The organism is Lentzea sp. NPDC003310 (genome assembly GCF_040610935.1).
Lineage (GTDB): Bacteria > Actinomycetota > Actinomycetes > Mycobacteriales > Pseudonocardiaceae > Lentzea.
The window spans coordinates 171,900-191,123 of the sequence record NZ_JBEXNC010000005.1; the positions used below are offsets into that span (position 1 = coordinate 171,900).

Below are 19,224 nucleotides of genomic sequence, written 5' to 3' on the forward strand. Positions count from 1 at the left end.
GAAACCCATGTCTGTTCCCATGCTGGACAGGAGCACGCCCGTGCTCTGGATCGACGAGCTGTCCCGCACCAGTCCCACCGGCTTCTGGGCGAAGCTCGAGAGCGCGAATCCCGGCGGTGGCATGAAGGACCGCGCCGCGCTGCACATGATCGGCCGCGCCCTGGAGCGCGGCGACCTCCGCCCGGACGGCCACGTCGTGGAGTCGACCAGCGGCACGCTCGGCCTGGGCCTCGCGCTCGCCGGACTGACGCACGGCGTCCCGGTCACGCTGGTGACCGATCCCGGCCTGGAACCGATCGTGCGGCGGATGCTGCGCGCGCACGGCGCGACCGTGGACGTCGTCGACCGCCCGCACCCGACCGGCGGCTGGCAGGAAGCGCGCCGGCGGCGGGTCGCCGAGCTGGTGACGGCCCTGCCCGGCGCGTACTGCCCCGACCAGTACGGCAACCCCGACAACGTCTCGGCCTACGCCTCGCTGGCCCACGAGCTCGCCGCCCAGCTCGACCACGTGGACGTGCTCGTCTGCGCCGTCGGCACCGGCGGGCACAGCGCGGGCGTGTCGCGGGTGCTGCGCCGGCACTTCCCGGCGTTGCGGCTCGCCGGGGTCGACACGATCGGCTCGACCATCTTCGGCCAGCCCGCGCGGCCGCGGCTGATGCGCGGGCTCGGGTCGAGCATCTTCCCGCGCAACGTCGACTACGCGGCGTTCGACCAGGTGCACTGGGTGAACCCCGGCGAGGCCGTGTGGGCGTGCCGGACGCTGGCCGCGCGGCACTACGCGAGCGGTGGCTGGAGCGTGGGTGCGGTCGCGCTGGTGGCGTCGTGGCTGGCGCGGACGTCGCCGCCCGGCACGCGGATCGCCGCCGTGTTCCCGGACGGGCCACAGCGGTACTTCGACACCGTGTACAGCGACGAGTACTGCGCCGCGCACGGGCTGTTGGACGTCGTTCCCGCCGTGGACCCCGAGGAGATCTCTTCGCCCGGAGAGCGGGAAGTGCTGTCGTGGAGCATGTGCCGGTCCGTTGTGGACCCCATGGCGGTGACGGTGTGATCGCACGTTTCCGTTCGTTCGACCGCAGCGTGCAGTTGTTGCTGCTCAACCAGTTCAGCATCAACGTCGGCTTCTACATGCTGATGCCGTACCTCGCCGCGCATCTGTCCGTGACGCTCGCACTGGCCGGATGGGCCGTGGGACTCGTTCTGGGCGTGCGGAACTTCGCGCAGCAGGGCATGTTCCTGATCGGCGGCACGCTCGCGGACCGGCTGGGGTACAAGCCGTTGATCGTGGCGGGCTGCGCGCTGCGGACCGGCGGGTTCGCGCTGCTCGGGTTCGTGGACGGCGTGCCGGCGCTGGTGCTCGCGTCGGCGGCCACCGGGTTCGCCGGGGCGTTGTTCAACCCGGCGGTACGGGCCTACGTCGCCGCCGATGCCGGTCCACGGCGCGTGGAGGCGTTCGCGCTGTTCAACGTCTTCTACCAGACCGGGATCCTGGTGGGTCCGCTGCTCGGACTGGCGCTGACAGCGGTGGACTTCCGGCTGACCTGCCTGGTGGCGGCGTGCGTGTTCCTGGTGCTCACGGTGCTGCAGTGGCGGTCGCTGCCCGCGCGCGCCGGGACGCCGTCGGGCGACTCGGTGCTCGCCGACTGGCGGCGGGTGTTCTCGAACCGGCGGTTCGTGCTGTTCGCGCTCGCGATGACCGGCTCGTACGTGCTCTCGTTCCAGGTCTACCTGGCGCTGCCGCTGGCCTCGGGGTCGGCGGTGCTGACCGCGGTGCTGTTCGCCGTGTCGGGGGTGCTCGCGGTCGTGGGCCAGCTGCGGGTGACAGCGTTCGCCCGCGCCCGGTTCGGACCCGACCGGTCACTGGTCGCCGGGATGGCGGTGCTGGGCCTCGCGTTCCTCCCGGCGATCTACGGCGGATGGCCCGGCCTCGTGCTGTGCGCGGCGTTGCTCGCTCTCGGCACGATGGTCGTGTTCCCGTTCGAGATGGACAAGATCGTGGCGTTGTCGGGCGATCACCTGGTGGCGACGCACTACGGCCTCTACAACACGGTCGTGGGCGTGGGGATCCTGCTCGGCAACCTGCTCACCGGAGTCGGGTTCGACGCCGCAGCGCGCGCGGGTGTGCCGTGGGCGCCGTGGCTCGTTCTCGTGGCCGTGGGGCTCGGTTGCGCGTGGGCGCTGAAGAAGCTGGCGGCCCGTGTCGATTCCGTGGCGGCCGGTTCGACGTCCTAGCAGAAGGCAGGTTCCGGATCGGAGGGTCGCCATGATCGCCATGCTCATCGCCACACTGGCCGAGGAGGACCACGCGGAGGACGACGGCTTCCTGGCGCCCGACGACCGGCTGACCTGCCACGTGCACGGCAGGTGGATCCACCAGTGCGTCTCGTCGCCGGTGCACGTCAACCCCGTGACGCGGCACCGCTGGTGCCGGGGCTGCGACACGCCGCTCGGCGTCGTGGTGGACGAGTTCGCCGGGGACGTCGCGATGTGCTGCCCCCGCTGCGGGCGCGGGGGCAGCACCGCCACCGCCCGCCTGATCGCCGCGTGCCGTGCCTCGATCGAGGCACACCGGGCCGCCTGATCGAGTGAGTTCGCCCGATTTGCGGCATTTGGTTCGTTAGGTTGCTGTGCGTGTCCCTTTCTTCACGCATCGCCACCACCCTGGCCGCCGCGGCCGGAATCGCCCTCGTCACGGCGTCGCCCGTGCTCGCCGACGAGCTCGTGGACGTCGAGGTCGACGCTCCCCTGGTCGTCGTCGAGGGACCGCTCGTCGAGTTCGACTGAACCTCTTCACCCGTTAGGCCGTACGCCTCCTCAGAAGCCGATTCCGACTCCTGAGGAGGCCGCGTGCCCGGCCGTGCTGCAAGGACCACCGCTCTCGCCGCCGTGATCGCCGCGACGGTGGTGTCGATGCCCTCGGCGCATGCACAGCCCGCCGAAGACGCGCTGAAGGCCTACAACGACCTGACGCGGGAGGCGGAGAAGCTCAGCCAGGACCACCTCAAGGCGCAGGGCGACCTGTCCACCGCGAACGGGGTCGTCGCGGCCGCCACCGAGGCCGAGAAGAAGGCGCTGGCCGAGTCGGAGCAGTTCCGCGGCCAGGTCGACGTGCTGACCGAGGCCTCGTTCGAGGGCGCCCGGTTCAACAACATCTCGGCGCTGCTCACGTCGTCGTCCCAGCAGGACTTCCTCGAGCGGATGCAGGCGATGAACATCATCGCCGCCGACCAGAACGAGGCGGTGGCGCGGATGAGCGCCACGCTCGAGGCCGCGCAGAAGGCCCGTGGCGACGCCACGAACGCCGCTGCCGCCGCCGAGAAGATCGCCGCGGACGTGTCGACGCGCAAGGTGGCGATGGACGCGCAGGTGTCGACCGCGCGCGCCAAGTACCAGTCGCTGTCGCGGCCGCAGCAGCAGACGCTCGCGAGCACCGGCCCCAAGGTGACGGTGACGGCGCCGGCCGGTGCGGCGGGCACGGCTCTCAACTTCGCGATGAGCCAGCAGGGCAAGCCGTACGTGTTCGGGTCGAACGGACCGAACTCGTGGGACTGCTCGTCGCTGATGCAGGCGTCCTACCGGGCCGCCGGGGTGTCCATCCCGCGCACGACGTACGACCAGGCGAAGGTCGGCCGCGGGGTCGGCCGCGGCGAGGTCACGGCGGGCGACCTGATCATCTACTACTCCGGTCAGTCGCACGTCGCGATGGCCATCGACGGCACCCGCGCGGTGCACGCGTCGACCGAGGGCGTGCCCGTGAAGGTCGCGAACATCGACTCCATCGGACCCATTTCGGTGATTCGCCGCGTGGTCGGGTGACGCGTCTCTCCTACCCCGCGATACACCGACGTAGACGACTGTGAGAGCGTGCTGGCCGGTGACTTGCCGGGACCCGGTGCTGGACGAGGACAAGGTCATTCCGTAACCTGTCCGAGACCTTCGGCCCAGCAGTTAACCCAGTCGGGGCACACGCCAAGGTTGTCGCCTCACGCGGAGTAGTTCTCGTGTGGGCGACTGCCAGGAAAAAGGAGGAACCGCGACGTGGTGTCGCAACCCTCACGCCGCATCGTGCGTGGAGCTCTCGTGGCGACGGCTGCCGTCGTCGCGGCCGCTCTCCCCACGGCTCCGGCCACCGCACAGCCGAACGCCGCGGACGCGCTCAAGAAGTACAACGAGCTGTCCGAGCAGGCGTCGAAGCTCAACCAGGACCACCTCAAGGCCCAGGACGACCTGAAGGCCAAGCAGGGTGAGCTGGACAAGGCCAAGGGCGACCTGGCCAACGCCCAGAAGGCCGAGGAGGCGCTGCGCGGTCAGGTCGACCTCCTCACCGAGGCCACCAACTCGGGCGCGAACTTCAGCCAGATCTCCGCGCTGCTGGTGAGCGACTCGCAGCAGGACTTCCTCAACCGCATGTCGGCCATCAACATCCTCGCGGCCGACAACGCGGAGGCGCTGCAGAAGCTGACCGACGCCGTCAACGCGGCCGACGCGGCGACGAAGACCGCCACGGACGCCACCGAGGCGTCGAAGAAGCTCCTCGCCGAGATGGACCAGAAGAAGGCCGATCTCGACAAGCAGCTCACCGAGGCGCAGAACCAGTACCGGTCGCTGAGCACCACGGTGAAGAACCAGCTCGCGCAGTCCGGTGACATGTCGAACATCTCGGTTCCGGCCGGCGCCGCGGGCCAGGCCCTGCAGTTCGCGCTCAACCAGCGCGGCAAGCCCTACGTCTACGGCTCGAACGGCCCGGACTCGTGGGACTGCTCGTCGCTGATCCAGGCCGCGTACCGCTCGGCGGGCGTGACCATCGGCCGCACCAGCTACGCCCAGGCGGCCGCCGGCCGCTCCGTGGGTCGTGGCGAGGTCCGCGCCGGCGACATCATCGTCTACTACTCGAGCCAGTCCCACGTGGCGATGGCGGTGGACGGCATCCGCGCCGTGCACGCGTCGACCGAGGGCGTGCCGGTGAAGATCGCCGACATCGACTCGATCGGCCCGATCTCCGTGATCCGCCGCATCGAGGGCTGACCGTCTCTCCGTGAAACGCCCCTGGCCTCCGGGCCGGGGGCGTTTTTCGCTCCTTCGGGTGCACGTGCGCCGCTGACCCGGCGCCACCGCCCGGCCTTCACTACGTTCCGCTTCGGGCGCCGCCGGTCCGGCGGTCGTCATCGTGCGAAGTGGAGCGTTCTGTGGACACCTTGCAAGCCGGGCAGGAACTCACCCGCGGCCAGCAGCTCACCAGTGCCAACGGGTACGTGCTGACTCTGCAGTCCGACGGCAACCTGGTCCTGTCGGAGAACACCGGCACCGTCTGGGCCAGCGGCACCGACGGCAAGGGCGCGGTGCGCGCCACGCTGCAGGACGACGGCAACTTCGTGCTCTACACGAGCGAGGACAGCGCCGTGTGGTCCACCGGCACCCAGGGCAACGAGGGTTCGCGCCTGGTCCTGCAGGACGACCGGAACCTGGTCGTCTTCGGCGCCGACGGCGGCGCCCGCTGGGCCTCGAACACCAACACCGACTCGCCGCAAGCGGCCCCCGCGGCCGAGGAGCCCGCGGTCGTCGAGCAGGCGCCGGCCGCGCCCGCCGCCCCGGCCGTGCAGACCTACACCGTCGAGGGCGGCGACTCGCTCTGGGCGATCGCCGAGCGTTTCTACGGCGACGGCAACCGCTACGGCGAGATCGCCTCCGCCAACGGCATCGCGAACCCGGACCTCATCCAGCCGGGTCAGGTGCTGACCATCCCCTGACCTGGGGACTTCTCACGAATCGGGCCGGACACCCTCTGCTCAGGGGTCCGGCCCGATCCGCGTGTCCAGGCCTGGCGCTCAGCCGGGCTGGTCCTGGCGCGCGATGGCGAACGCGGGGTTGCCCTCGTCGTCCTGGCGCACGTCGAGGACCTTGTCGTCCAGGTACTGGGCGGCCGCCGGCTCCATGATGACCTTGGCACCCGCGGGGGCGGCCACCACCTGGTCGCCGTCGACGGCCTCGCTGAGCGACAGCTCCAGCGCCGCCTGGCTGTTCTGCTCGGCGGCCAGGGCGAAACGCAGGCCGATGTCGTCTGTGGTGCCCTCTGACTGTGACGTCAGTTCGTTGATGACCTCGGCGGCCATCGGCGTCACTTCGAGCATGTCGGCCCCTTACATCGGAAACAAGAAACTCGTTCCGAGTTCCCGGGGTGGCCCGGTTTCAACCACCGCTCGCGGAAGTCGCAGGTGAATGGCCCTTTTCGGGGGCTCGCGGGCTGGTGTGGCACGCGGCCGCGGAGATCGCCGAGGTATGCGGATCGCTTATGGGTGGCAGGCAGGACGACCGCTCCCTTCGGACGCGCCTGCCAGGCCTCCGAGACACGAAGAGCGCTTCCGCCGGCCCGCGCCTCCCAGGCCCTCTGGGGAACAAAGAGCGCTTCCGCTGGCCTATGCCTGCCGGGCGCTCCGAGGCACGCTGCGGGTTCGCGCGCTCGTGCCGGGCCGCGGGAGGCTCGCTCCTGCGGGCAGGGCGAAATTCCCTCCGCCCCCAGGGTCGCCGCACCCCAGCTCGGCGCCCCGCCCTCAAGGCTCGGCCTCAGGCCACCCGGTGCGCCGGCCGCGACACCTCGTTCCGCACGTGCCCGCAGGCCGAACACACCCGCGGCACCGGCACGAGCTCCGCCACCAGCCGCCACGAGTCGGCGAACGACGGCACCTCCTGCCCCGGCACCAGCAGGCTGTCGAGCACCTCCTGCCGCCGGCGCCCCTTCTCCCGGCTGCGCTCCACCGGGTCGCGCCGGTGCGCGAGCGCTCGGGTCTCCGCGCGGGCCTGACGGCCCTCCGCCGTGAGGCCGCGGCCCCGGCGCGGGGCGTTCAGGGCGGCGTTGCGGCGGTTGACGCGGTACCACTCGCCCAGGGTGACGCCGGGCAGCGGCGGCTTGGTGAGGCCGGCGCCATCCGCGGTCCAGGTGCGCAGGCGGGCCCGCAGGAACTCGTGCGCCACCTGCGCTCGCGAGCGGGGGCGGCCCTGGCTGGTGCCGTCCGGCTTCTTGTCGATGGCGACGAGCAGGGCGTCGACGCTCCAGCCCGCGCGGAACCACGGTTCGAGCAGGCGCCGCACCCAGCGGCGGTCGGCGTCGGCCCACGACGCGCGCACGCACAGGGACTCCACGGCGACGTCCACGTCCGAGTCGGTGGACGGCACCACGCGGCCTGGCCAGCGGTTGGGTTCGATCTGCATCGGGAACTGACCTCCTCTCAGCACGTACACGAACACCTGTTCGACATGCTGCCACGGGGGTCTGACAAAAAATGAGCCTCCAGCGGTTGACCAGGCAGAACTCACCCGTTCAGCAGCATCACCCGCACGTCCGCGCGCAGCCGCGATCACGGCGCTAACCTGCGCTGATGAGCCACCAGGAGCCCCACGACGAGGTCACCGGCGACAAGATGAACTGGCTGCGCGCCGGCGTCCTCGGGGCCAACGACGGCATCGTGTCGACCGCCAGCCTCGTGGTCGGCGTCGCGGGCGCCACCACGGACCGGGCCCAGATCCTCGTCGCGGGCCTCGCCGGCCTGTTCGCGGGCGCGATGTCCATGGCGAGCGGCGAGTACGTGTCCGTCAGCAGCCAGCGCGACGCCGAACGCGCCCTGCTCGCCAAGGAACGCCAGGAACTCAGGGACACCCCCGAAGAGGAGCTCGAAGAGCTCAAGGAGATCTACGAGAACAAGGGCCTCGACGAGCAGACGGCCGGAGAGGTCGCGAAGCAGCTCACGGAGCACGACGCCCTGGCCGCGCACGCCGACGCCGAGCTGCACATCGACCCCGACGAGCTCACGAACCCGTGGGGCGCCGCCATCGCGAGCTTCATCTCGTTCACCATCGGCGCGTTGCTGCCCCTCGCCGCGATAGCGCTGACGCCGACCACGCTTCGTGTGCCGATCACAGTCGTGGCCGCCATCCTCACTCTCGCGCTCACGGGGTTCATCAGCGCGCGACTCAGCGGCGCGGGCAAGCGCAGGGCCGTCGTCCGCAACGTCGCGGGCGGCTTGATCGCCATGGGCGTCACCTACGCGATCGGTTCACTGGTGGGTCAAAGCATCGGATAGGGCCGAACTGGGTATTGCGTCGGACATGAGCGAAGAACGCAGCGGTTACGTCCCCGAAGACCTGGACTTCGAGGGCCTCGACGAGGACAACCTCCAGAAGGACCCGCTGGAGGAGGGCATGGACCCGCCGGAGGGCTGGTCGGAGGCCACCAAGTACGGGATGACCGAGTACGAGCAGGCCCACCCGCGTCCCCTCGACGAACGTCTCGCCGAAGAACGCGGCGAGGCCGACGAGACGGGTGCATGATCGACCTATGAGCCTCGGCATCCCGGAGAAGATCACCGCGTTGCTGTTCGACCTCGACGGCGTGCTCACCAGCACCGCCGTGCTGCACCGGCAGGCGTGGCGGCAGACGTTCGAAGCCATGGGCCAGCCGTTCAGCGAACAGGACTACCTCGCCTACGTGGACGGAAAGCCGCGTTACGACGGCGTCCGCAGCTTCCTCACCTCGCGCGGCCTCACGCCGTCCGAGGACGAGGTCCGGCGCATCGGCGACCAGAAGAACGACCTGGTCAACTCGATCATCGACGAGCAGGGCATCACGCCGTACCCCGCCTCGGTCGACTACCTGAAGGCCGCCAGGGCGGCGGGGATGCCGATCGGCGTCGTCACGTCCTCGGCCAACGCCCTGCGCGTGCTGCGCGCGGGCAACCTGCTCGACTTCGTGGACGCGCTGGTCGACGGCAACGTGATCACCGCGTCGAACCTGAAGGGCAAGCCCGCGCCGGACTCGTTCGTCGAGGGCGCGCGCCGGCTCAAGACGGCCCCGGAGAACGCGGCTGTCTACGAGGACGCGCTGGCGGGCGTGCAGGCGGGGCGCGACGGCGGGTTCGGGTTCGTCGTCGGCGTCGACCGCGGCGACCAGCGGGACGCGTTGCGGGCCCACGGCGCCGACGTGGTCGTCGACGAGCTCGACGAGCTGCTCTCATGAGCTACACCGTGCAGCCGTGGCAGCTGACCTGGCAGGGCCTGTCCGTGGACGACCTGCACCAGACCGAATCGACGTTCGCGCTGGCCAACGGCCACATCGGGCTGCGTGGCACGCTCGACGAGGGCGAGCCGCGCGGGCTGCCCGGCACGTACCTCAACGGCTTCTACGAGGAGCACCAGCTCCCGTACGGCGAGGGCGGCTACGGCTACCCCGAGGCGGGCCAGACCGTCGTCAACGTCACCGACGGCAAGATCATCCGGTTGCTGGTCGAGGACGAGCCGCTCGACATGCGGTACGGCACCGCGATCGAGCACGAGCGCACCCTCGACTTCCGCACGGGCACGTTGCGCCGCCGCACGGTCTGGGAGTCGCCGACCGGACGCCGGGTGACCGTGCGCAGCGAACGGCTCGTGTCGTTCACGCAGCGCGCGGTCGCGGCGATCCGGTACGAGGTGGAGCCGGAGGACGACCTGCAGCTGGTCGTGCAGTCGGACCTGCTCGCCAACGAACCGGTCAAGAGCCGCAGCAACGACCCGCGCGTCGCCGCCGCGCTCGACGCCCCGCTGGTCACCGACTTCACGATGGCCGAGAAGAGCCGGGCCGTGCTGTGCCACCACACCAAGGTGTCGGGCCTGCGGATGGCCGCCGCGATGGACCACGAGGTGGCCGTCAGCCGCTCGGAGAACGAGCTGCACGACGAGCCGCGCACCGAGATCCGCGCGGAGGACGACCTGGCGCGGTTCACCGCGGCCGTGGACGTGCCGGCGGGCGGGCGCCTGCGGCTCACCAAGTACCTCGCCTACGGCTGGTCCGGGCAGCGCTCGACGCCGGCGCTGCGCGCCCAGGTCGAGGCGGCGCTGGCGGGTGCCTGCCAGACCGGCTGGGACGGGCTCCTCGCCGAGCAGAAGGCGTTCCTGGACGACTTCTGGACCGTCGCCGACATCGAGATCGAGGGCGACGACGAGCTCCAGCAGGCGATCAGGTTCGCGCTGTTCCACATCCTGCAGGCCGGTGCCCGCGGCGAGACCCGGGCCATCCCCGGCAAGGGCCTCACCGGACCCGGCTACGACGGGCACGCGTTCTGGGACACCGAGATGTTCGTGCTGCCGGTGCTCACCTACACGGTCCCGGACGCCGCCAGGGACGCGCTGAGCTGGCGTTACTCCACTTTGGACAAGGCTCGCGAACGCGCGAAGGTCCTGGGGCTCGAGGGCGCCGCCTTCCCGTGGCGCTCGATCAACGGCGCCGAGTGCAGCGCGTACTGGCCGGCGGGCACAGCCGCGTTCCACGTGTCGGGCGACGTCGCGTACGCCGTCCAGCAGTACCTCAACGCGACCGGGGACGAGGACTTCGACCGCGACGAGGCGACGTCGATCCTCGTGGAGACAGCACGGTTGTGGACCTCTCTCGGGCACCACGACCCGCACGACGGGTTCCGCATCGACGGCGTGACGGGGCCGGACGAGTACTCGGCGATCGTCGACAACAACGTCTACACGAACCTGATCGCCCAGCAGAACCTGTGGGCCGCCGCCGACGCCGCCGAGCGCAACCCGTGTGACGCGACGGAGGAGGAGATCGCGACGTGGCGCAGGGCCGCGGACGCGATGTCGGTCCCGTACGACGAGATGTTGCGGGTGCACCCGCAGTCGGACAACTTCACCAAGCACGCGGAGTGGGACTTCGAGAACACGCCGGAGGAGAAGTACCCGCTGCTGCTGCACTTCCCGTACTTCGACCTCTACCGCAAGCAGGTCATCAAGCAGGCGGACCTGGTGCTGGCGATGCACGTGCGCGGTGACGCGTTCACCGACGAGGAGAAGGCCCGCAACTTCGCCTACTACGAGGCGAGGACGGTGCGGGACTCGTCGTTGTCGGCGGGGACGCAGGCGGTGCTCGCGGCCGAGGTCGGGCACCTCGGGCTGGCGTTCGACTACCTGGTCGAGGCGGCGTTCACCGACCTGCACGACCTGCACGGGAACGTCAACAACGGCCTGCACATGGCGTCGCTGGCCGGTGCGTGGACGGCGCTCGTGGCGGGCTTCGGCGGCATGCGCGACCACGGCGGTGAGCTCACGTTCGCGCCACGGCTGCCGGACGCGTTGACACGCTTCTCGTTCCGGATGGTGTTCCAGGGCACGAGGATCGCCGTGGACGTGCGGGAGGGCGAGGCGACCTATCGGGTCGTGGACGGCACCGAGCTGACCACGAGGCACCACGGTGAGGCGATCACCATCACCGCGGACGCGCCGGTGACCAGGCCGATCCCGAAGGCCCCCGACCTGGAGCGACCGAAGTCGCCCTTCGGCCGGGAGCCGCGCAGGCACTAGTCGAGCCGGGAGACCTGGTAGTGCGCGATCAGGTCTCCCCGCACGATCACGCCGAGAGTGACGGTGATCGGGGGCCGGTCGACGAACGAGAAATCGACGCTCAGATAACCGAGGGTGATTTCTTCGGCCAGCCGACGCGTTTCCAGAACCTTGTACTCGGCTTTCAGACCGAGGGGCTGAGAATCGTAATAGGCGGCGACAGCGGCCTTTCCCACCCCGTACGGCTTGAGGCCCTGGAAAATGGCGTCCTCGGTGAAGACGGCCGCGACGCCCTCGGGGTCGTGCGCGTCCACGGCGGCCTTCCACCGGTCCATGACGTCTTCGAGGACCATGATCAGTGCCCCGCGCTCTGGCCGCCGTCGACGTGCAGGACCTCGCCCGTCACGAAGCCGGCCTGCTCGAGGAACGTGATCGCGTCGACGACGTCGGAGATCTCGCCGATGCGGCCGACGGGGTGCAGCCCGGCCAGCGCGTCGTGCGTCTCCGGGGCGTGCATCGGCGTCTTGATGATGCCGAGCGCGACGGTGTTGAAGCGGATGTCCCTGGCCGCGTACTCGACGGCCAGCGACTTCGTGACGGCGGTCAGACCACCCTTGGTCAGCGACGCGAGTGCGGACGGCACCGCGGACAGCGCGTGCTCGACGAGGGTGGTGGACACGTTCACGACGTGGCCGGAGCCGACCTGCTCCATGGCCGCGACGGCGCTGCGGGTGATGTCGAAGAAGCCGACGAGGTTGGTGCCGGTGACGGCCGCGTAGTCCTCGTCGGTGTACTCGGTGAACGGCTTGGCGACGAAGACGCCGGCGTTGTTCACGAGCGCGTCGACGCGACCGAACCGCGCCAGCGCCTCCCGGACGACGCGGGCGCCCTCGCCGGGCACGGAGAGGTCGGCGCGGATCGCGAGCACCTCGGGGTCGCCGGAGTCCTCGACGGACCGCGACACCGCGACGACCGAATAGCCGAGCTTGCGGTACGCGGGCACGAGTGCCGCACCGATTCCCTGCGACGCTCCCGTGACGATTGCCACCTTGCTGGTCATTGTCCTGCTCGCTTTCGAAGGAGGAGAAGTGGAACTGACAGCCACAACGACCCGCGCCCGAGATTTCATTTCGCGGAATTGCGACCCGTTTCCTCCCTCGTGAGAGGCTCAGCCTCCCAGTGCGCGGTAGGGGTCGTCGGCGGGCAGCCACGCGCCGCCCAGGCCGAGGTCGCCCACGCTCCGCACGATGGCGTCGGCCGCCGCCACGACGTCGGCGCGCTCCTCGTCCGCGCGGCGCACCAGCGACCACGTCCAGAGCACCTCGGGGTCGACGACGGGCCGTGCCACCAGGTCCGGCGGCAACGGCGTGGTCTGCCCCTTGGGCGAGTTCAGCACCGGCGTCGTGCACACCCGGACGTGGTCGAAGAACGCCGGCCCGGTGATCGCGCCGTTGTGGATGCGCCGGACCTTGCAGCCGGTGTCGCGCGCGAACTCCTCGGCGTAGTCGTTCCAGGACTGCCACGACGTCACGTCGTCGTCCACGAGCACCGCGATGTCCTGCGCTTTGACGGGGCTGGAGTCGGTGCCCACCGCCACCGCGTAGAGCCGGTCCGCGCCCAGCAGCTGTGCCCGCAACCCGAGCGCGGCGGCCTCGGTCTTGCGGATCCAGCACACGGCGAGGTCGAGACTGCCGTCCGCCACCCGTGCCGCCTGCTGGTGCGACGGCACGACCCACGCGTCGACGTAGAGCTGCGCGACGCCGGCCGTGCGCTTCGTCAGGTCCGGCGGCAGCCAGTTGACGTACCCGATCCGCACCGGCCGCGACCCGGACAGCTGGCGCGCGTGCCGCTGCAACTCGTCGGCCCGTTCCAGCAACGCCCGCACCTCGGGCACCAGCGCGGCCCCGGCGGACGTGAGCGCGACCGAGCGCCGGTCCCGCTCGAACAACGCCACGCCGAGGTCCTTCTCCAGCGCCTTGATCTGCTGGGACAACGACGGTCCCGCGATCAGCAGCCGCGCCGCCGCCCGCCCGAAGTGCAGCTCCTCGGCGACCGCGAGGAAGTACCGGAGTTGACGCAGTTCCACACCCCGCATCCTAGGAGCCTGAACCTCCCACGCAGGAGCAAGCCGGTCGTGGCGCCGCTCGGCTCCGCGGTCGCACGATGAGGCCATGAGAGAGTTCATCGTCGAGATCACGACCGACCTCGCCGGCCTTCCCGAGTCCGAAGTGGACTCCCTGCGGGCAGCGGAAGCCTTGCGCGCTCGTGAACTGGCGGCAAGCGGCAACCTGGTCCGCCTTTGGCGCCCGGTCGGCTCGATGCGCAGCATCGGCCTGTGGCGCGCTGGTGACGAGACCGACCTGCACGCGACCGTGCTCGGCACGCTTCCGCTCAGCCCGTGGATGACGTTCACCGTCACGGCCGTGCAGCCCCACCCGAACGACCCCGGCCGCTCGTGAAGCTCCGGGCCGCGGCGGCACTGGCGGCGGCGATGGGCGTGGGCCGCTTCGCGTACACGCCGATCCTGCCGCTGATGACGGCGCAGGCGGGCCTGTCCCCCGCGGCGGGAGCGTCGCTGGCCACCGCGAACTACCTGGGCTACTTCGCCGGGGCGCTGGCCACGGTCGTCCGGCCGCCGTCGCGGTTGGGGTGGCGGGTCTCGCTCGTGCTGCTGGTGGTGACGCTCGTCGGGATGCCGTTGGCGCACGGTGTGGTGGCGTGGTTCGTGCTGCGGGCGGTGGCTGGGGTTGCTAGCGCCGTGGTGTTCGTGGCGGCGGTGAACGCGCGGCCGGGGTGGGGGATGAGCGGGGTCGGGGTGGGGATCGCGCTGTCGGGGCTGCTGGTGCTGGGGTGGGGGCAGTGGCAGGCGGCGTGGTGGGCGGCGGCTGTGGTCTGCGCGGTGCTCGCGGCCGTCGGGTGGGGGCTGGACGCGCCGGGAGTGTCAGACCTGCCTGGGACGATAGGAGTGGGGACTCGACGCCCCCTGGGGGCCGGTGAGTCGGAATCGGTCCAGGGCCGCCGCGGGCACGAACAGGAATGGCCCGGCCCAGGTCAGGAACGGCCCGGCCCGGGTCAGAACCAGCGCGACCCGCTCCAAGACCAGCGCGACCCGCACCAGGGCCGTCGCGCCTTCGCTCTGCTCTTCACCGCCTACACCCTCGAAGGCGTCGGCTACATCATCGCCGCCACCTTCCTGGTGGCCGCCATCCCCGGCCCCCAAGGCAACACAGCCTGGATCCTCGTGGGCGCCTCGGCAGCCCTCTCCCCCATCCTCCTCAAACCAGCCCGCCACACCCTCCCCGCAGCGCTGGCGGTCCAAGCCGCAGGCATAGCCCTCCCCACCCTGATCGACAACACCGCCCTCCCCGCCACCCTCCTGTTCGGCGGCACCTTCATAGGCATAGCCGCCACCGCCCTCAAACAAGGCACCGACCTGGGCATCCCCAACGCCGCCGCAATACTCACCGCCGGCTACTCCGCAGGCCAGATCGCCGGCCCCCTACTAGCCGCCCCACTGCTGCACAACGGCTACCACCACGCCCTACTACTCGCAGCCGGCATCGTCGCGCTGGCAGCGATCACAGCTGCAGCACCACTTTCACGTCGTCGGGCCGCACCTCGAACGCCGCGGCGAAGTCGTCGAGCGGCACGCGCCGGGTGATCATCGCGGACAGCCAGGCGTCGTCGGCCCGGTCCAGCACGGCGGCGGCCTCGCGGTAGTGGCGCGGGTTCGAGTTGACCGTGCCGAACACGATTCCGTTGCGCAGCACCAGGTCGCGGTTGATCTGGCCGATGTCGGCCGGGATCACCTCGGTGGACGGCACGCCGGTCAGGCAGACGAGGTCCCGGCCGAGCAGGCGGGCGACCAAGCCCGGCGCACCGGTCGCCTCGATCACCACCGGGATGTCGGGCAGGGTGCGGTGGTAGGTCGCGCCCAGCGACTCGACCAGGGCGGGTTTCGGGCCGGTGGACGCCAGGTCGTGCACGTGCACGTCGAGGCCTCGCTGCACGCCGATCAACGCCGCCAGCAGGCCGATCGGGCCCGCGCCGGTCACCAGCACGCTCTCGAACGGGTACGGCGCGAGGCGGTCGATCCGCTCCCACGCCTTCACCACCACGGAGGCGGGTTCGACGAGCACGCCCGTTTCCGAGCCGACCTCCACGGCGTAATGAGCCGGCACGGTCCACAGCGTCGAGCCGTAGCCGTCCAGGCCGGTGATGCCGCGTTCGGTGTAGCGGCCGTTGCGGCACATGTCGAACTCGCCGCGCGCGCACGCCTCGCACGGGACCGGGTCGGGCCGGCGGACGACCCCGGCTACCAGCGTGCCCGGCGCGAAGCCCGGGCCGCTGACGACGCGGCCCAGCGACTCGTGGCCGATCACGAGGGTGCCGCCGACGCCGAACTCGCCGCGCACGATCTCGCGGTCCGTCCCGCAGATGCCGATCGCCACCCCCTCGACCAGCAGGTCCTCCGGGCCCGGTACGGGATCGGGCAGGTCGGACAACGTCAGGGACCCGGCCCGGGCAAGATCCACCGTCAGTGCGCGCATGGGAACCATTCTTGACATATCAACAGCGACGCGCTGGTATGAGAGCGCTCTCACGCAACCCTGTCTCAGTGAGGAGATAGTCGATGCGCAAGCTCCTGCTGCTCGCGACATCGGCCCTGCTAGGGCTGACAACGATGTCCGCACCGGTACAAGCGGCTCCCCCGAGCCAACTCCCGCTCACCGTCACCAACAACTCCGGCCGCGGCGACGCGGTGCACCTCTACATCACCGGGATCATGAACGGCCGCCTCGGCTACCTGAACGGCAGCGGCCAGTTCACGCCGTGGACGGGCGGCGGTGTCCCGCCCGTGCCCGCGCCGGACTTCTCGATCCCCGGTCCCGCCAACGGCGCCAGCCGGACCGTGAACATCCCGCTCAACTTCGCGGGTGGCCGGATCTACATGTCGTTCCGGGACAAGCTCAAGTTCGGTCTGGTGCCCGGCGGGCTCGTGCAGCCGGCGCCGTGGGCGGGCGGCGACCCGAACCGCGACATCCTGTTCGACTGGAGCGAGTTCAGCTACGACGGCGGCGGTCTGTGGCTCAACAGCTCCCAGGTGGACATGTTCGCGGTCCCGCACGCGGTCGAGGCGACGTCGCAGGGCGGCGCCACGAAGAAGGCGGGCCAGCTCGTCGCGAACGGGCGCAACCGGATCTTCGACCAGCACCAGCAGATGGGCGGTGACTGGGCACGGCTCGCGCACAGCCGCTCGGACGGCACCCGGCTGCGCGTGCTCAACCCGAGCAAGGGCCTCGACGCGGGCCTGTTCTCCAGCACGTACTTCCAGAGCTACGTCAACACCGTCTGGTCGACCTACCAGAGCACGCCGCTGACGGTCGTGCCGTTCCAGGCCGAGCCGAACCGCAAGTTCACCGGCCGCGTGAGCGGTGGCGTCATGCGGTTCACCAACACGGCGGGCCAGCAGGTGGCGGAGTTCCAGCAGCCGTCCACCCGGGACGTGCTGAACTGCGACGGCCGGCTCGCGGCGCCGAACAACGAGCTCGGCGCGATCTCCCGCTCGCTGTGCGCGGCGCTCAACCGGTCGACGCTCGGCTTCCTGCACACCCAGCCGACGTACAACGCGAGCCAGTTCTACACGCGCGCGACGACCAACCACTTCTCGAAGATCGTGCACGCCAACATGGTCGACGGACGGGCCTACGGGTTCGCCTTCGACGACGTCGGCGGCTTCGAGTCACTTGTCCACGAACCGAACCCGCGTTCGGCAAAAATCACGCTGACCGGATTTTAAACCGAAGCAATCTTGATTTTGATCGACTTTCACTCCACTGTGTGAGGCGCCGTCGCCGCGGCTCTCACACAGTGGAGTCGTTGTGTGCGTACGGGTGATGCTGGTCGAAGACGACGAGCGAATCCGGCAGGCGTTGAGCCTCGCCTTGTCCGACGAGGGTTTCTCGGTGGACGAGGCGGGTTCGGGCGAAGTGGCGTTGCACCGTTTGGAGAAGGAATCGTTCGACGTGGTGCTGGTCGACCTCACGTTGCCCGGGGTGGACGGGCTGGAGGTCGTGCGGACCCTCCGATCACGCGGTGACCTGCCCATCATCGTGGTCACGGCGCGGACGGACGCGCGGGACGTGATCGCCGGACTCGAGGCGGGAGCGGACGACTACGTCACGAAACCGCCACTCGCGGGCGTTCTCGCCGCGCGCGTCCGCGCGTTGTTGCGCCGCCGCGGACCGGGTCGCGAAGCCGTGCGGATAGGGGAACTGGAAATCCGTCCGCAGGAAGGGGTCGTGCACCGGGCGGGGGAACGCGTTCACCTCACCAGGACCGAATTCCGGCTGTTGCTGGAACTCGCTGGTGCGGGCGGCCGAATCGTCACCAGGGAACAGTTGCTGCAAAAGGTTTGGGGATATGACTACTTCGGTGACACGCGGCTGCTCGACGTGCACATAAGAAGGCTCCGGCGCAAGATCGAGGCGAATCCGGACGAGCCGGACCTGCTGCTGACCGTGCGCGGTTCCGGCTACCGGATCCGCTCGTGAGGCTCACGCTGCGCTGCCGGCTCACCCTCTCGTTCGGCCTGGGCCTGCTGGTCGTGACGAGCGTGCTGGCGTTCGCCACCTGGAACCTCGCCTCCGGCTCGATGCTGCGGCAGCGGGAGGCGAGCGCGTCGCGGCAGGCCGAGGTCAACGTGCGGCTGGTCGAGAGGTCGCTCTCCTCCCCCGCGCTCGGCGAGCTGCTCACGGGTCTCGTCACCGGGCCCGACTCGTCGATCCTGCTGCTGAGCCCGCACGGGCTGGTGCGGGCGGGCCGCGAGGTCGAGCCGTCACAGCTGCCCGCCGGGCTGGTGCGGCACCCGCCGGGCACCGAACGGGTCACCGTCGACGGGCTGCCGATGCTCGCCGTGGCGCGGCCGGTGGCCGGTGACGCCGTCTACGTCGAACTAGTCGGGCTGCAGCAGCTGGAGCGCACGTTCGCGGTCCTGAGCGCCGTGCTGATCGCGGGCACGATCGGGTCGGCGCTGCTCGGGGCGGCGCTGGGCTCGTGGGCGTCGAAGCGGGCGCTGAGACCGCTGGCGGAGCTCAGCTGCGCGGCCGGCCGCATCGCGGGCGGGGACCTGCACGCCCGGCTGCCCGACCAGGACGACCCCGATCTCGCCGCGCTGGCGGCGAAGTTCAACTCGACGGCGCACGCGCTGGAGCAGAGGGCGTTGCGGGACGCCCGGTTCGCCTCGGACGTCTCGCACGAGCTGCGGTCGCCGCTGACGACGATGGTGAACGCGGGCGCGGTGCTGCGCCGGCGGCGGGAGCACCTGCCCGGCACGGCGGGCACCGCGCTCGAGCTGCTCACCTCGGAGGTCGACCGGTTCGCCCGGATGGTCGTGGACCTGCTGGAGATCTCGCGCGCGGACCAGACCGACGACTGCGAGCCGGAGGAGCTCGACCTGGGCGCGTTGGTGCGCAACGTGGTCGCGACGCGCTGGAGCGCTGTTCCGGTCGAGGCGGGGCCGGTGCGCGTGCTCGGCGACCGGCGACGGCTCGACCGCGTGCTCGCGAACCTGCTGGAGAACGCCGAACGGCACGCGGGTGGCGCGATCTCCGTGGCGTTGTCGCGGCACGGCTCGCGGGCACGGATCGAGGTCGAGGACGACGGTCCCGGCGTGCCGGAGGCGTTGCGGGACCAGGTCTTCGAGCGGTTCGCGCGGGGCAGGCCGGGCAGTCGCGGCGACGACTCCGGCAGCGGGCTGGGGCTCGCGCTCGTCCGCGAGCACGTGCACCGCCACCACGGCCGCGTCTGGGTCGAGGACCGCTTCCCCCGCGGCGCGCGGTTCGTGGTCGAGCTCCCGGCCCTTACGAAGTCGTGACGTGATGCCGTCCGACCGCGCGCGGCCCGCCG

The 19,224-nt window shown here is 70.7% G+C and carries 22 protein-coding genes; 16 read left to right on the forward strand and 6 right to left on the reverse strand.

Features of this window, described 5'->3' with window-relative positions; all coding sequences use genetic code 11:
• The first annotated feature begins 7 nt into the window (after positions 1 to 7).
• The 7 genes from ABZX02_RS10905 to ABZX02_RS10935 all read left to right on the forward strand — a co-directional run bounded on the left by ABZX02_RS10905 (position 8) and on the right by ABZX02_RS10935 (position 5,747).
• Positions 8 to 1,051 carry a PLP-dependent cysteine synthase family protein gene (locus tag ABZX02_RS10905; RefSeq protein ID WP_355297020.1) on the forward strand — a complete coding sequence of 348 codons (1,044 nt, stop codon included), beginning with the start codon at positions 8 to 10 and terminating at the stop codon, positions 1,049 to 1,051.
• Entirely contained in the window at positions 1,048 to 2,232 is a 1,185-nt protein-coding gene (locus ABZX02_RS10910; RefSeq protein WP_355297022.1) for an MFS transporter, read from the forward strand. The genes ABZX02_RS10905 and ABZX02_RS10910 overlap by 4 nt, the downstream gene beginning before the upstream one ends.
• A 31-nt stretch (positions 2,233 to 2,263) precedes the next feature.
• On the forward strand, positions 2,264 to 2,581 hold the full coding sequence (locus ABZX02_RS10915) for a hypothetical protein (protein ID WP_355297024.1): 318 nt from the start codon (positions 2,264 to 2,266) through the stop codon (positions 2,579 to 2,581).
• A 50-nt stretch (positions 2,582 to 2,631) separates the two neighbouring features.
• Positions 2,632 to 2,784: a hypothetical protein gene (locus ABZX02_RS10920; RefSeq protein ID WP_355297026.1), complete on the forward strand. Its 153-nt coding sequence runs from the start codon at positions 2,632 to 2,634 to the stop codon at positions 2,782 to 2,784.
• Between the two features lie 63 nt (positions 2,785 to 2,847).
• Positions 2,848 to 3,816, forward strand: coding sequence for a C40 family peptidase (locus ABZX02_RS10925; protein ID WP_355297028.1), 969 nt, complete (start codon positions 2,848 to 2,850; stop codon positions 3,814 to 3,816).
• Between the two features lie 264 nt (positions 3,817 to 4,080).
• Positions 4,081 to 5,025 (forward strand): C40 family peptidase, encoded by a 945-nt coding sequence (locus ABZX02_RS10930; RefSeq protein WP_355297030.1) that lies wholly within the window; start codon positions 4,081 to 4,083, stop codon positions 5,023 to 5,025.
• A 161-nt stretch (positions 5,026 to 5,186) separates the two neighbouring features.
• On the forward strand, positions 5,187 to 5,747 hold the full coding sequence (locus ABZX02_RS10935; RefSeq protein ID WP_355297032.1) for a LysM peptidoglycan-binding domain-containing protein: 561 nt from the start codon (positions 5,187 to 5,189) through the stop codon (positions 5,745 to 5,747).
• 78 nt (positions 5,748 to 5,825) lie between these two features.
• On the opposite strand, the gene ABZX02_RS10940 is transcribed toward ABZX02_RS10935, so the two are convergent.
• Positions 5,826 to 6,128 carry an iron-sulfur cluster biosynthesis protein gene (locus ABZX02_RS10940; protein ID WP_355297033.1) on the reverse strand — a complete coding sequence of 101 codons (303 nt, stop codon included), beginning with the start codon at positions 6,126 to 6,128 and terminating at the stop codon, positions 5,826 to 5,828.
• A gap of 433 nt (positions 6,129 to 6,561) precedes the next feature.
• Positions 6,562 to 7,206, reverse strand: coding sequence for a hypothetical protein (locus ABZX02_RS10945; RefSeq protein ID WP_355297034.1), 645 nt, complete (start codon positions 7,204 to 7,206; stop codon positions 6,562 to 6,564).
• 167 nt (positions 7,207 to 7,373) lie between these two features.
• Here ABZX02_RS10945 and ABZX02_RS10950 point away from each other — a divergent pair, with 167 nt between their 5' ends.
• The 4 genes from ABZX02_RS10950 to ABZX02_RS10965 are packed head-to-tail and all read left to right on the forward strand — an operon-like array spanning position 7,374 to position 11,337.
• Positions 7,374 to 8,075 carry a VIT family protein gene (locus ABZX02_RS10950; protein WP_355297036.1) on the forward strand — a complete coding sequence of 234 codons (702 nt, stop codon included), beginning with the start codon at positions 7,374 to 7,376 and terminating at the stop codon, positions 8,073 to 8,075.
• Between the two features lie 25 nt (positions 8,076 to 8,100).
• The gene (locus ABZX02_RS10955) at positions 8,101 to 8,322 is read left to right on the forward strand and encodes a hypothetical protein (RefSeq protein ID WP_355297038.1); all 222 of its coding nucleotides are present in this window, start codon (positions 8,101 to 8,103) and stop codon (positions 8,320 to 8,322) included.
• A 7-nt stretch (positions 8,323 to 8,329) separates the two neighbouring features.
• A complete protein-coding gene (locus ABZX02_RS10960; RefSeq protein ID WP_355297040.1) occupies positions 8,330 to 9,007 on the forward strand; it encodes a beta-phosphoglucomutase family hydrolase in 678 nt (225 codons plus the stop codon).
• Positions 9,004 to 11,337, forward strand: coding sequence for a glycosyl hydrolase family 65 protein (locus ABZX02_RS10965; RefSeq protein WP_355297042.1), 2,334 nt, complete (start codon positions 9,004 to 9,006; stop codon positions 11,335 to 11,337). The genes ABZX02_RS10960 and ABZX02_RS10965 overlap by 4 nt, the downstream gene beginning before the upstream one ends.
• On the opposite strand, the gene ABZX02_RS10970 is transcribed toward ABZX02_RS10965, so the two are convergent.
• The 3 genes from ABZX02_RS10970 to ABZX02_RS10980 all read right to left on the reverse strand — a co-directional run bounded on the left by ABZX02_RS10970 (position 11,334) and on the right by ABZX02_RS10980 (position 13,402).
• A complete protein-coding gene (locus ABZX02_RS10970) occupies positions 11,334 to 11,669 on the reverse strand; it encodes a hypothetical protein (RefSeq protein ID WP_355297044.1) in 336 nt (111 codons plus the stop codon). The two genes, ABZX02_RS10965 and ABZX02_RS10970, sit on opposite strands and share 4 nt — an antisense overlap.
• A 2-nt stretch (positions 11,670 to 11,671) precedes the next feature.
• Entirely contained in the window at positions 11,672 to 12,376 is a 705-nt protein-coding gene (locus tag ABZX02_RS10975; RefSeq protein WP_355297046.1) for an SDR family oxidoreductase, read from the reverse strand.
• 108 nt (positions 12,377 to 12,484) lie between these two features.
• Positions 12,485 to 13,402 carry a LysR family transcriptional regulator gene (locus ABZX02_RS10980; RefSeq protein ID WP_355297048.1) on the reverse strand — a complete coding sequence of 306 codons (918 nt, stop codon included), beginning with the start codon at positions 13,400 to 13,402 and terminating at the stop codon, positions 12,485 to 12,487.
• Between the two features lie 85 nt (positions 13,403 to 13,487).
• Between ABZX02_RS10980 and ABZX02_RS10985 the strand changes: the two genes are divergently transcribed.
• Positions 13,488 to 13,775, forward strand: coding sequence for a muconolactone Delta-isomerase family protein (locus ABZX02_RS10985; protein WP_355297050.1), 288 nt, complete (start codon positions 13,488 to 13,490; stop codon positions 13,773 to 13,775).
• Positions 13,715 to 14,977 carry a YbfB/YjiJ family MFS transporter gene (locus ABZX02_RS10990; RefSeq protein ID WP_355297052.1) on the forward strand — a complete coding sequence of 421 codons (1,263 nt, stop codon included), beginning with the start codon at positions 13,715 to 13,717 and terminating at the stop codon, positions 14,975 to 14,977. Before ABZX02_RS10985 ends, ABZX02_RS10990 begins: the two co-directional genes overlap by 61 nt.
• Here the strand turns inward: ABZX02_RS10990 and ABZX02_RS10995 are convergent.
• Positions 14,895 to 15,866, reverse strand: coding sequence for an alcohol dehydrogenase catalytic domain-containing protein (locus tag ABZX02_RS10995; RefSeq protein ID WP_355297054.1), 972 nt, complete (start codon positions 15,864 to 15,866; stop codon positions 14,895 to 14,897). The genes ABZX02_RS10990 and ABZX02_RS10995 overlap by 83 nt on opposite strands.
• A gap of 83 nt (positions 15,867 to 15,949) precedes the next feature.
• Here ABZX02_RS10995 and ABZX02_RS11000 point away from each other — a divergent pair, with 83 nt between their 5' ends.
• From ABZX02_RS11000 to ABZX02_RS11010, 3 genes are all read left to right on the forward strand, one after another.
• Complete coding sequence (locus ABZX02_RS11000) at positions 15,950 to 17,116, forward strand: beta-1,3-glucanase family protein (RefSeq protein WP_355297055.1); 1,167 nt, start codon at positions 15,950 to 15,952, stop codon at positions 17,114 to 17,116.
• A 97-nt stretch (positions 17,117 to 17,213) separates the two neighbouring features.
• Complete coding sequence (locus ABZX02_RS11005) at positions 17,214 to 17,870, forward strand: response regulator transcription factor (RefSeq protein ID WP_355297056.1); 657 nt, start codon at positions 17,214 to 17,216, stop codon at positions 17,868 to 17,870.
• Positions 17,867 to 19,192 (forward strand): ATP-binding protein, encoded by a 1,326-nt coding sequence (locus tag ABZX02_RS11010; RefSeq protein WP_355297058.1) that lies wholly within the window; start codon positions 17,867 to 17,869, stop codon positions 19,190 to 19,192. Before ABZX02_RS11005 ends, ABZX02_RS11010 begins: the two co-directional genes overlap by 4 nt.
• The last annotated feature ends 32 nt before the right edge of the window (positions 19,193 to 19,224 follow it).

What these genes read in the sequence shown, in the direction of transcription:
- ABZX02_RS11000 (WP_355297055.1), top strand. Translation starts at nt 15,950, where the DNA reads ATGCGCAAGCTCCTGCTGCTCGCGACATCGGCCCTGCTAGGGCTGACA.
- ABZX02_RS10915 (WP_355297024.1), top strand. Translation starts at nt 2,264, where the DNA reads ATGATCGCCATGCTCATCGCCACACTGGCCGAGGAGGACCACGCGGAG.
- ABZX02_RS10970 (WP_355297044.1), bottom strand. Translation starts at nt 11,669, where the DNA reads ATGGTCCTCGAAGACGTCATGGACCGGTGGAAGGCCGCCGTGGACGCG.
- ABZX02_RS10940 (WP_355297033.1), bottom strand. Translation starts at nt 6,128, where the DNA reads ATGCTCGAAGTGACGCCGATGGCCGCCGAGGTCATCAACGAACTGACG.
- ABZX02_RS10950 (WP_355297036.1), top strand. Translation starts at nt 7,374, where the DNA reads ATGAGCCACCAGGAGCCCCACGACGAGGTCACCGGCGACAAGATGAAC.
- ABZX02_RS10960 (WP_355297040.1), top strand. Translation starts at nt 8,330, where the DNA reads ATGAGCCTCGGCATCCCGGAGAAGATCACCGCGTTGCTGTTCGACCTC.
- ABZX02_RS11005 (WP_355297056.1), top strand. Translation starts at nt 17,214, where the DNA reads ATGCTGGTCGAAGACGACGAGCGAATCCGGCAGGCGTTGAGCCTCGCC.
- ABZX02_RS10905 (WP_355297020.1), top strand. Translation starts at nt 8, where the DNA reads ATGTCTGTTCCCATGCTGGACAGGAGCACGCCCGTGCTCTGGATCGAC.
- ABZX02_RS10995 (WP_355297054.1), bottom strand. Translation starts at nt 15,866, where the DNA reads ATGCGCGCACTGACGGTGGATCTTGCCCGGGCCGGGTCCCTGACGTTG.
- ABZX02_RS10965 (WP_355297042.1), top strand. Translation starts at nt 9,004, where the DNA reads ATGAGCTACACCGTGCAGCCGTGGCAGCTGACCTGGCAGGGCCTGTCC.
- ABZX02_RS10945 (WP_355297034.1), bottom strand. Translation starts at nt 7,206, where the DNA reads ATGCAGATCGAACCCAACCGCTGGCCAGGCCGCGTGGTGCCGTCCACC.
- ABZX02_RS10955 (WP_355297038.1), top strand. Translation starts at nt 8,101, where the DNA reads ATGAGCGAAGAACGCAGCGGTTACGTCCCCGAAGACCTGGACTTCGAG.
- ABZX02_RS10985 (WP_355297050.1), top strand. Translation starts at nt 13,488, where the DNA reads ATGAGAGAGTTCATCGTCGAGATCACGACCGACCTCGCCGGCCTTCCC.
- ABZX02_RS10975 (WP_355297046.1), bottom strand. Translation starts at nt 12,376, where the DNA reads ATGACCAGCAAGGTGGCAATCGTCACGGGAGCGTCGCAGGGAATCGGT.